The following is an 11,970-nucleotide window of genomic DNA, read 5'->3' as shown; positions in this document are numbered from 1 at the left end:
TCGTTTGGGCATAAAATTTCCAACTGAATAGTAAATTTAAGCCATAAGCCCGCTAATTATCCTTTTGTTAGTAGATTTTTCTCAAAAATTTATTAAACGTTTTCTGTGTTTGATGATTTCCATGACGACAAACTTTCAAATCTTCACTAGATGAATATGAAATGCCTATAAAACACCCTCACCAATCCACATCCTCCCTTTTGGCTACAACCTTGCGACTTTTAGCTACATCTGTTTTCTGATTCCTCCCGAACTTTGCCTCAACAAAAAACGAAAACAATGAAACTAGAAAACAATACAATTCTAATAACAGGTGGAACAGGAGGATTTGGCTATGAATTTGCCTCTAAACTGATTGCCATGGGAAACACCGTGATCATCACAGGCAGAAATGCCCAGAAACTTCAGGAAGTAAAAAGGGCGCTTCCATCGGTGCATATCATCCAAAGTGATGTAAGCAAAGCGGAAGATATTGTCAGTTTACATGAGACAATTACACAACAATTCCCTGAGATGAATATCCTGATTAATAATGCAGGAGAGATGCGGAAAATCAGCCTGAATCAGAATCATGACCTGATGGATATTACCCGTGAAATAGAAATCAACCTGATGGGGCCAATCCGGATGGTGCAACAGTTTTTGCCACATCTGAAAACAAAGAAAAATGCAGCCATACTAAATGTTACCTCAGGTATTGCCTTAATGACGTTCCCGATATCACCCATTTATAGTGGCAGCAAATCTGGTCTTCGTGCTTATACACAAGCCTTGCGGGTACAATTAAAAAATACGGATATTAAGGTCATTGAATTGGTTGCTCCGGGTTCTTCTACCCCACTGAATGATAAATTCATGAATGAAGACGGCTTTACTGCGAGTGCCCTCATGGCGCCTGATAAAATTGTAGACGCGGCACTCAAAGGTATGCAAAACGATAAAGAGGAGATTTATCCCGGCCTTGCCAAGCTTATGCGTATCATGAGCAGACTTGCGCCTAAACTGATGCTTTCGCAGGCCGCAAAAATGGGCGCTTCAACTATGTATGGAAAATAAATAAACGCAATTGATTATGATAAAGAACATCATTTCCTTAGTCTTGTTACTGGTTTCTGCCTTCCTGTCGTTCAAGCACGGATGGGATACATTCCATATCAAAGACAACCCTGAATCGGCAAAAATGATGGCTGATTTAGGAATTACTAAACCATTTGTGCCAATTTTAGGTATATTTATTATCGTTATCGGCCTGTTGCTTTTGTTTCCCAGAACCTATTTCTTAGGCAATCTGCTGAATGCTGTATCCATCCTGACGATTATGGCATTAGCTTTGAACACCGGAAATCTAAAAATGGCATTGATAGAAATACCCTTTCTGCTTATGCCCTTGCTGATGATATGGCTGAAATATCCCTTTAAAAACTGAGCCCAACCATGGAAAATAAAAAGCCCATAAGAGTAAAAACCATTACCGAATTACACCGGCATATGGAATTTCCGAAGCCTGCACATCCCTTAATCAGTATTATTGATTATAGCAAAACAAAAGATGCACCCGGTATCAGTGTCTTATTCGATTTCTATTCTATCTCTGTTAAAAGAGGAGCTGATAAGATGTTTTACGGACAACAATCGTATGATTTCGACGAAGGCGTGATGGCTTGCATGGCGCCCAGTCAATTAATAAAATCACCCGAGCAACCCACGAATGCCGAGCGTTCGGGTTGGATTCTATTCCTTCACCCTGATTTTTTGTGGAACACACCATTAGCCAAGAAAATCAAACAATACGAATACTTCCATTATTCAGCTAATGAAGCCCTGTTTCTATCAGAAAAGGAAGAAACTGTTATTAACGGTATCGTTGATAATATCAAGCAGGAATATAATTCCAATATGGATAAGTTCAGTCAGGATGTCATCATTGCGCAATTAGAACTACTATTTACCTATGCTCAGCGTTTCTATGAGCGCCAGTTTATGACCCGAAAAATCACCAACAGCAAAATCCTTAATCGGCTGGAAGAAGTCTTGACTGATTATTTCAACAGGGATGATTTACTGTCAAAGGAACTCCCGACTGTGCAATATGTGGCAGATGCACTCAATATTTCGACTAAATATTTAAGCAGTTTACTCAAACAATTAACCGGACAAACCACGCAACAGTTGATTCATGAAAAAATGATTGAAAAAGCAAAAGAAAAACTCTCAACCACAGACCTGACCGTAAGTGAGATTGCCTATGCGCTGGGCTTTGAACATTCTCAATCATTCAGCAAAATGTTTAAAAGTAAAACGAATCAATCACCGTTGGAATTTCGGCAGTCTTTTAATTGAAGGGAATACGCTATTAGCGTGCGTTCGTAGCGACGTAACGGTTCGCCGCGCGATGCAATACGTCTCAAAGGCCTATCCAATCCAATAAACGTTATTTGGAATAAAAATAATGTTTAATTGGTCTTATATTCATAGGCCAATGAACTAGATTTGGCTAAAGCCAATATGGATGATTTTTTCTTATTACCCCATTTAAAAATGGGGGCTATTGAATCAATTGCCGCCAGCTTTAGCTGGTGGTTACTAATTACTAGCATCAAAATTGGCTTTAGCCAAACTTTTAAGAGAACGGTTATTTCTTGAAACTTAATCATTACGTCTCTACGAAAAAACCTCGGCCATATGACCGAGGTTAAATATTGCTCTTAACGTCTCAAATCCTATTTCTCCTTATAAACCTTCCCTTCTTTCATCACAAAGGCTACATTCATCATTGCTTTTGCATCTTTCAGTGGGTCGCCTTCTACGGCTACAATATCAGCTAATTTTCCTTTTTCTACTGAGCCTAATTCAGATTTCATGCCCAGAATTTCAGCATTTACAATCGTTGCTGATTTGATGGCTTCCATCATTGGCATACCACCCTCTACCATATATTGAAACTCTTTCGCATTGTAACCGTGCGGGAAAACACCCGCATCAGTACCGAATGCCACCTTTACCCCTGCTTTATACGCCTTGGCAAATGTTTCTGCAATTTGTTTAGCTGTTTCAATGGCTTTAGGCACCACTAACGGATGATAATATCCTGGTACTTTTACCGAATCACCTACTGTTTTTCCGGCGATGATGGTGGGTACATAGTATGCTCCATATTTTTTGAATAATTCAATGGCTTCGTCGTCCATAAAAGTGCCATGCTCAATGGTAGTTACACCTGCTCTGATGGCACGTTTCATTCCTTCGGCACCATGGGCATGGGCAGCTACATGGAAACCGTAATCTTTAGCGGTTGAAACAATTGCCGATATTTCGTCTTCGGTAAATTGCGGGCCTTTGCCATTTTTGGCAATACTCAATACGCCACCCGTTGCTGTAATCTTGATGCAATCCGAGCCATCTTTATAACGTTGACGCACTGCCTGACGGCCTTCTTCCGGACTATTTACTACGCCATTGGTTACATAATCCGGCACTGTGTACGTATTACTGAGCCCATTGGTTGGGTCGCCATGACCACCCGTAGTGGCAATGGTACGGCCAGCTGTAAAAATTCTCGGGCCAATCACCAGACCCTTATTAATAGCATTACGGATAGAGATATTTACCCCACTACCGCCCAGATCTCTGACAGTCGTAAAACCTGCCATCAGGGTAGTAGCCGCATATTTCTGTGATTCAAAAGCCACATCGGCCATATTGGCGCTCATGCGTTTCAGGTATTGGTCTTTGCTGGTTTCGCTTTCAATATGCACGTGCATATCAATCCAGCCGGGCATTACGGTGCGTGTTTTCATGTTTACCACTTTATCATTTGCCTGAGCAGCGGTAAAGCCATTCTGAACATCAGTGATACGATTTTTTTCAACCACAATCGTCACCTGAGACTTAGGTGTATTGCTGATGCCATCTATCAGCGTGCCGCAATGAATAAGGGTGCGTTGGGCAAATGTTGTGGATGATACGCCCAATAGAAGGGCCAACAAGTAGTTTTTCTTCATTGATGAGTTTAGTTTAGGTATGGGGTAAATATAGGCAAAAAGAAACAAAAAAGAAAGACCCCACTCCCTAAATCCCTTCTCCATTGTTGGGGAAGGGCTGGGGATGGGGTCAAAATACACTATTTTTTTTATCAGTTCTTAGGCACCAACACACCGTTGGCTACGAAGGTAAGCTCTGTTTTCGGTTCCGTAATTTTGGCTACTTCTTCCTTGCTTTTACCGCCGTCTTCTGCGTAGTGGCGAAGCTCGTCTACCGAGGTAGTTTTGGTTTTAGCATTGCCTTCAAATACTACTGTTTTGCCTGCTATATCTTTCGGTACAAAGAAACCATAGTCTTTAAAAGTAACACGCATGGTTTGTCCGTCTTCTAATTTTACTTTCATCCAGCAGCCTTTTACCTGACATACCGACTCTACTACCCCAGAAACCTTGCTTTCGAAAGCTGGTGTTTCTTTGGCTTTTTTGCTTAGTTCGGTAGCGGCAACAGCGCCATCAGCTTCGATTTTTTCGCCGAAACTATCAAATTTTTGTCCAAACGAAATGTTGGCTATTAATACGATAAGAAGAATTGAAACGAGTTTTTTCATTGTTGAGAATATTAAAAATGATGATAAAATTGATTAAACTTTTATAGAATAAACAACTGTCTCATATGCTAATTTAAAAACAGCAAATAATGATATTTATTACAAAGGTATATAAAAAATTGATTAATCAATTACCGTAACCCAACCTTTACAGCTAGTACCTGATGCGGTACTAAAGATATAATAATACGTACCTGACGGAATATCCTTGCCCCAATCATTCTGGTAATCTTTTGATTCATAAATCAGTTTCCCATAACGATTATAAATATCAATCGTTACATCCTTGAATCCGGTGATGAAATGGTCATTTTTGCCGTCATTGTTGGGCGTAATCACATTGGGTACTTTACCCTCGTTTTCTGGCACATCAATGCTTTTGGTTATTGATAACTCACAACCAATCTTATTAAAGGCTTTCAATGTTACCTGAAACGTGCCGCCCTTGTTATAACGATAGGCTTGTGGAATCAGGGCATTGAGGGTATCGGCATTGCCCATACTCCACTTAAATTCGGCTGCATTCTGTGTGTTGTTGGTAAATGTCAGCTCATAGGGCTTGGTACAATCATGTGTGACTGAATACGTAAAATCGGGCTTGAATGATTCATCAATCACCACAGTTACTGTTCGTGTGGGTTTGCATCCATCCGGATACTCACAGGAAACCGTATAGGTACTGGTTTTGGTAGGTGAAACCGTAATAATTGTGCCCGGAGAATCTTGCATCCCCGGACCCGACCAGGTAAATTTGGTAGCATAGCCAGTGGCTTTTAACTCTACACTCTGGCCTGCACATATCTCCTTACCTCCCGTTGCCAGAAAGTCCTTTTTATCATCTTCTACCTTGATAGTTACGTCTTTATTGACTGTACAACCCTCTTTTTCAATAGTAACAGTATACCTGGTAGTACTCTGTACTTTAGCAACAGGATTGGCAATGCCTGCATTATCTAAACCTGCGGCTGGCGACCACGTATATTTTACACCTCCCAGAGCCGATAATTGCACAGGCGAATTAGGGCATACCAAAGTATCGCCTTTGGCCTGTGCCACAAAGCCTTTTACCAGAAAAGTCTTTACAGTAGAATCAGTGGTACGGCAGGTAATTTTATTATATATCCGCAGTTTAATAGTATAAGTACCCGGTGTCGTGAAATTATACCCTATCATATCTTTGGTTCGGGTGATTACATTTTCATTTATCACCCATTCGTAGGTTTTAGCACCCTTGCTCAGGTCATAAAAGTTGATTTTGGCAGGTGCACAAACTTCTGTTACCGGACGATTGGCTTCGTTTTTTATCTCAAAATCAGCTTTCAACGCATCAATCTCAAACTTAAAGGCTGCCATATTGCAGTTGCTACTCTGGTGCTGAGGCTGATAGGCATTCTTAATCGGGAAAGTAGCAATATGGTCTTCACCACGTGATAAACAGGCACAGGCGCTATGGTAAATATAGCCGTGCTTATCAAAACGGCAGGTACCGCCATCCACATGGTCGCCTACTTCTCCGGTTGGGTCTTTCGGTGCGGCCGAGCCAAAAAATGTGGCATAGAGTAGTGACTTGGCGTTTTTCTCCAGAATCATCAGATAGAAATTACTGCCTGTCGTAGTTGCCTGATAGGCATCCTGCGTAACAGGCAAGCCCGTAGTAGTACTAAAGCGATTCAGGTTTTTGGTAGTTGCCGAGTTTACTTTTCCTCCCCAGCCAGCCAGATAAATATTGCCGCAATCATTCACCAGAAAAGCCGTTGGTACAATATCTATGCGCCCTCTGCCTCTGCCCGTTCCAACTACTGTTGAAAAGACTGTTTTAGACAGATTCTTGTCCAGACAATGCACAAACTGCCCGCTATTGGCATTGCGATAAACACCGTCTGATACCGGATAAGGCCCTTGGGTAAGCCCGAATACATAGACATTATCTTCGTTGTCAATCTCCAGAAAAAAATTGGCATCAGCTTCGGTAGTACCCATATAAGTCATTTGCTCAATGGCTCCCGCAGCACTGAATTTGGCAATAAACCCATCCCCACTACCTCCATAAGCCTGCCCATGCACGCCAGTTGTGACAGGCAGATTAGAACTGAATGTCTGCCCACAAACAAATATTTTCCCTGCATCATCTACTTTAATACCATAGGCTCCATCAAAATTATTACCGCCCAGATAAGTACTCCATAAAAGCTGAGAACAGTTAGGATTCAGCTTGCAAACCACCGCATCATAACCCGCTCCTTTGGTTTGCTGGCTGGCATTCACTAAAGGAAAATCAGTTGAGGCCGTAATAGAAGCCAGATAAATATTATCGTCTTTATCAACCACTACTTCCCCACGGAATTCATCGCCATAGTTTTTGATAGTCAGTGCACGGGTATCATTAAAACCATCGTTCGCCTTGCCACCTAAGTAGGTGCTACCTACCAGATTTCTACCATCCTTGCTTAATACGGCTACAAAAATATCACTTCCCCGCTCGAAACCGATTCCTGTAAAATTAGGGTCTTCATCATCTGTTGAGAAAGAGCCATATACGCCAAACAAGCTCCCTCCGGCGTGTTTTCTTTTATAAGAAGCACTGGTTGTCGGGAAATTGCTCGAAGCCGTAGTCCCAAAAATCACCAGTTCACCTTTCGAATTGGCAATGAGGCTATGCGGCACGTCAGAGGCATCGCCCCCTAAATAAGTAGCATAGAGTAATTGTGAGCCATTACCTGCTAATTTCATAATTACCACATCGGTAATGCCATAACCTTTGGTGTTAGTCATGCTATTGGGCATACTGCCAGCGTCTGCATTTACCTGAAACGAGCCATTAGTTACAGGAAATTCACCACCAAATACGGAGCCACCGGCAAAGAGATTACCGTCGGCATCATAGGTAGCGGTTTGTGCCCAGTTGTCTGATTTTGAACCGGAATAAGTAGAGAAGACCAATTCGGGGTCGATGGTGAGCGATTGTGAAGCATCATATTTTTCAGGAAATTCAAATTGTACTTCATTATTTTTCAATCTGAATCCTGATTTTACCTCAACTGTTTTGCTCCCAATTACCTGAAAAGAATAAGGTTCAAACTCGGTTGCGGTATTGACGGAGGTCTTATAATTAAGTTTTTTATTCTGAATACTCAACTCATCCAAACCTGCATATTTCATTCTGATTTTCGATACGTCAGCCTTGGGTTTGGCGATGTATTCGTATTTAAGCGATTGATCGTAACTATACAGTTTGAAATCAATATCAGGATAAATATCTTTCAGATAGATTTCGTCATAGGCTGATACATTTCCTCTCCACTTGGTTGGGTCATTGCCAATAAAATAGTTGTAGATAGTCGGGCTTTTGACTGCGGTTTCAATCCTGGGAGAAGCATTGGCTTCCTGAAAAGTCATTTCAAACGAATGCCCTTTAATAGGGCCGGGTGCTATTCTGGCACCTTTTGAGTCTGTAATACCTCCGGCGTGTAGTGCAGCTAAGGCTTTGGTATCAAAAAAGACATATTGAATACCCGTGCGCCTGACCAATAAATAGCCTCCAGGGATTTCTGCCTTAAAAAGTATCGAAGTCTCCCATTGCCCTTCGTTGCGAATAAACTTAACTGATGCATTGGGGGCAGCTGTTGAGGCAAAAATGGTAGTGATGAAGAAACAAAAAACGTAAAAATATCTCATTCCAATCCGTTTTGATAGAGTAAGGTTTTAATAGGTCAAGTTTTTCAATGAAGAAGTGGGTCTTCTGATAGCAGTAGTTTCAGCTAAATTAGATGATAATTAGTATATAACCGAATAATTATCATTAAAATTTACAGGATACTATTACCTGAAAAAGCGCAATCTTCCCAATGTTTTTCCCCTGAGTTTTGTGATTTTCCGGGAGCAATGTCTCCCACAAACATTCCCTATAAGTGTGGCAATGTCACTGTAAACACGCTTCCTTTTCCTACTTCGCTCTGTACTTCCATTTTGCCCTGATGAATATCAATTATTCTGCGGCACACCGACAAGCCAATTCCGTGTCCACGATAAGGCGAGGCATTCTGAGTGCGGTAAAACGGTTCAAAAATCTTGCTCAACTCGCTTTCCGGAATCCCGATTCCATTATCTTTTACAGCAACAATACATTGTTTTTCATTAAAACGTATTTTCACCTCCGCTTCGTGTTCGAGCGAGTATTTGCAGGCATTATCTAATAAATTGGTAAAGACCGTCAACAGAAGCGCTTCATTTCCATTCACTGTTACCCACCCGTCATCGTCGGGAATATCGTCAAAATCTACGGCAATTTTATAATCGGCATTGAGGCTCAGTATTTCTTCCTGCGCTTTAAACAATATCTCGTCGATACGGGTAGGCTTCAAAGCCATATTATTCTCCTGATTCTCCGATTTTGCCAGTTGCAGTAGCCCATTGGTCAACTGTATCAGGCGTTGCGTATCAGTCAATAATGATTTGAGTATATTTTTATATTCATCAGTCGAGCGCTCATTTTCAAGCGCAATCTGTATTTCTGATTTAAGGGCAGCTAATGGCGTGCGCAGTTCATGAGAAGCATTCGAAACAAAACTTTTCTGCATTTCGAACGAAGTTTCAAGCCGCTCGAGCATCCGGTTGAAATTATTAGCCAATTGGGCTATTTCATCTTTACCATTGCCTACATTCAGCTTCTGTTTGAGGTTATAGGCTGTAATATTGGTAATATCCTCATTGATTTCGGCAATGGGTTTGAGCGATTGCCCCGCAAAAATAATCCCCAGAATAATGGTGAGAACAATGCCAATAATAAAGCTGATAATGAGCGTATCTCTGACATTCTGGAGTTTTTCTTTCCCATAAATATCGGTAGCTTCAGCTACAACTACATAAGATTTGCCGTTTTCATCAATATACAAAGACCCAGTAGCCTGATTATCCCAATCGCTGGTTTCAATATATTTTCTTTGTCGAACCTGTTTCAGAAAAGCCGGACTATACAAAAAAGACTCGGCTTCATAACTGGCGTAAACCAACTCGTCTTTATCGTTAAACATTAATACCTTTTCCACATTCAGTTTACCCAGAATCGTTTTGTTGGCATCGCGTAGTTTTTTCTTGTCTTTTTCGGTGATTTTTAATTCTTTCAATAACTGAGCAGTCAGGATTCCTCTATCATGTAGCCGGTTATAGAATTCCTGCTTTCTGAAATTTTCGGAAGTATAATAGACCGCAATGGAGAATATAATCAATATAAAAGCGATTATTATCGTAAATTGTATGGCTATCTTGGTACGTATTTGCATATTTGGGTTGGTATTCAGGTATTTGTTACTTGCCTGATATTCGTACAGCGAACTTTTCATCTCAAATTTAATAAAGAATATGCAAATTCATGTGATTGACGCAGGAGATTTCAAATTAGATGGCGGAGCGATGTTCGGCGTAGTGCCCAAGACTATCTGGCACAAGCAGATACCTGCGGATGAAAATAATTTGTGTAGCTGGAAAATGCGCTGCCTGTTGGTCGATACCGGCCAACAGCTGATATTGATTGATAGTGGTATGGGCGATAAACAGGATGCCAAATGGCAGGGCTATTATTATAGACATGGTGACGGAGACCTGATTCAATCAATAAAAAAAGCAGGTTATTCTCCTGATGAAATTACCGATGTGCTTTGTACCCACCTGCACTTTGACCACTGTGGCGGAAGTGTGAAATGGAATACGGCTAAAGACCGTCTGGAACTGACTTTTCCGAATGCTAAGTACTGGACACACTCAGCACACTGGGAGTCAGCCACGCACCCGAACCCACGTGAAAAGGCTACTTTTCTGAAAGAAAATATCTTACCGATGCAGGAAACAGGGGCTTTGCACTTTGTAGACAAAGAAGATAAAACTTTTGGCAACGAAATTGAGTTATTATATGCTAACGGGCATACAGAAAAGATGATTATGCCTAAAATAAAACAAGGAGAAAAAACGTATTTATTTATTGCTGACACTATTCCGTCTCACGCACACATACCAATTCCTTATGTGATGGGTTATGACATACGCCCCTTGCAGACCATGGGCGAAAAAGAACAACTCTTAAAGCAAGTTGCTGATAACGATTGGACTATCATTTTCGACCATGACCCCTTGCATGATGCGGCACATATCCACCTGACCGAAAAGGGCTATCGGGTAGCAGATTTGTTTAATTTGTAAGTAGAGCAGGAAGAGGATAAGCATATTTTATTTTTCTAAAATTTATATACTGCATGAAAATAGGATTAGCACTTTCAGGGGGTGGTAGCAGAGGTTTTGCTCACTTAGGTGTCATTAAGGCATTGGAAGAAGTTGGTTTAAAACCGGATATGATTACTGGCACAAGCGCAGGCTCAATTGTTGGTGCCATGATAGCCGCAGGATATACACCTGACTATATCTTTGAAGCCATCGTCTCTGCAGGTATTTTCAGTCACATAAAATTTGCTTTCAATAGATTTGGCTTGTTCAAACTCGAAAAACTACAGGATTTATTTCTGAAATACATTCCGCATAATTCTTTTGAACAACTCAGAATGCCCCTGACCATCTGTGCCACCGACCTTGAGCGAGGTGAGGCAGTTTATTTTAAAGAGGGTGAGTTGATTAAACCAATATTAGCCTCCTGCTGCCTGCCGGGTATTTTTGAGCCTGTCCGCTTTGAGGGCAGAACCCTGATTGATGGCGGAATAGTTGATAATCTGCCAATTGGGCCATTGGAACAAAGTTGCGATTTTATCATAGGTGTCAATATCATGCCTGTTAATAACAATATGGCTATCAACTCCTTTAAGGATGTGTTGATGAAAAGCCTTTTTCTTTCTATCAGAAATAATTCAGGTGAAAAGCTAAGACGCTGCCATTTAGCGATTGAACCCGCAGAAATCTATCGCTACGACGGTCTGAATATGTCAAAAGCCAAAGAAATGTTTGATTTAGGCTATGAATGCACAATCAGAGAATGGGAAAAGAAGCTGTTGCAGGTGATGTAAGGGGTGAATGATTGAGCGGCCGCCTCTGCGGTGAGTTAGTGATTAATTGCGAATAATGAATTGTGAATTAGCGAATAATAGATTTTGTTACATAGAATACATAAACGCTTTTTATTTAATAGTTTTTAGAGCCCCTTGGTTCGGTGGCTTCGACTACGCTCAGCTACCGAACCAAGGGGCTCCTTAAGAAAAGGTACTATGATAACATCTCTCCTTCCCAATATCTAAAACCCTCCAACATTTTCCCCACCAAATAATAAAATAAACAGTATTGCATCAAATCATTTGCTATTTTTGGCACCAAATTAGATAATTTTTCAGGCAGATAATCGTTTAAAGGTGGGATATTGACTATAATCAACTCAGACGTATTACCCC

9 protein-coding genes are annotated in these 11,970 nt (G+C 41.0%); 5 read left to right on the top strand and 4 right to left on the bottom strand.

Going from position 1 to position 11,970, the window contains the following annotated elements:
- The first annotated feature begins 279 nt into the window (after window positions 1-279).
- The 3 genes from ACYVFA_RS17945 to ACYVFA_RS17935 are packed head-to-tail and all read left to right on the top strand — an operon-like array spanning window position 280 to window position 2,340.
- On the top strand, window positions 280-1,056 hold the full coding sequence (locus ACYVFA_RS17945; RefSeq protein WP_460473232.1) for an SDR family oxidoreductase: 777 nt from the start codon (window positions 280-282) through the stop codon (window positions 1,054-1,056).
- Between the two features lie 16 nt (window positions 1,057-1,072).
- Entirely contained in the window at window positions 1,073-1,426 is a 354-nt protein-coding gene (locus ACYVFA_RS17940; RefSeq protein ID WP_460473231.1) for a hypothetical protein, read from the top strand.
- A gap of 8 nt (window positions 1,427-1,434) precedes the next feature.
- On the top strand, window positions 1,435-2,340 hold the full coding sequence (locus ACYVFA_RS17935) for a helix-turn-helix domain-containing protein (protein ID WP_460473230.1): 906 nt from the start codon (window positions 1,435-1,437) through the stop codon (window positions 2,338-2,340).
- Between the two features lie 380 nt (window positions 2,341-2,720).
- Here the strand turns inward: ACYVFA_RS17935 and ACYVFA_RS17930 are convergent, their stop codons facing one another.
- From ACYVFA_RS17930 to ACYVFA_RS17915, 4 genes are all read right to left on the bottom strand, one after another.
- The gene (locus ACYVFA_RS17930) at window positions 2,721-4,001 is read right to left on the bottom strand and encodes an amidohydrolase family protein (protein WP_460473229.1); all 1,281 of its coding nucleotides are present in this window, start codon (window positions 3,999-4,001) and stop codon (window positions 2,721-2,723) included.
- A 131-nt stretch (window positions 4,002-4,132) separates the two neighbouring features.
- The gene (locus ACYVFA_RS17925; RefSeq protein WP_460473228.1) at window positions 4,133-4,588 is read right to left on the bottom strand and encodes a DUF4920 domain-containing protein; all 456 of its coding nucleotides are present in this window, start codon (window positions 4,586-4,588) and stop codon (window positions 4,133-4,135) included.
- Window positions 4,589-4,711: 123 nt separating this feature from the next.
- On the bottom strand, window positions 4,712-8,263 hold the full coding sequence (locus ACYVFA_RS17920) for a DUF7948 domain-containing protein (RefSeq protein ID WP_460473227.1): 3,552 nt from the start codon (window positions 8,261-8,263) through the stop codon (window positions 4,712-4,714).
- A gap of 227 nt (window positions 8,264-8,490) precedes the next feature.
- Entirely contained in the window at window positions 8,491-9,927 is a 1,437-nt protein-coding gene (locus ACYVFA_RS17915; protein WP_460473226.1) for a sensor histidine kinase, read from the bottom strand.
- A 19-nt stretch (window positions 9,928-9,946) separates the two neighbouring features.
- On the opposite strand from ACYVFA_RS17915, the gene ACYVFA_RS17910 reads away from it, so the two are divergent.
- Both ACYVFA_RS17910 and ACYVFA_RS17905 read left to right on the top strand, forming a co-directional pair.
- On the top strand, window positions 9,947-10,780 hold the full coding sequence (locus ACYVFA_RS17910; RefSeq protein ID WP_460473225.1) for an MBL fold metallo-hydrolase: 834 nt from the start codon (window positions 9,947-9,949) through the stop codon (window positions 10,778-10,780).
- A 53-nt stretch (window positions 10,781-10,833) separates the two neighbouring features.
- The gene (locus tag ACYVFA_RS17905; RefSeq protein WP_460473224.1) at window positions 10,834-11,592 is read left to right on the top strand and encodes a patatin-like phospholipase family protein; all 759 of its coding nucleotides are present in this window, start codon (window positions 10,834-10,836) and stop codon (window positions 11,590-11,592) included.
- Window positions 11,593-11,970 lie beyond the last annotated feature (378 nt).

This window comes from Emticicia fontis, assembly GCF_054779675.1.
Note: the sequence above shows the minus strand (reverse complement) of the source record. Positions and strands in the feature narration are given on the sequence as shown.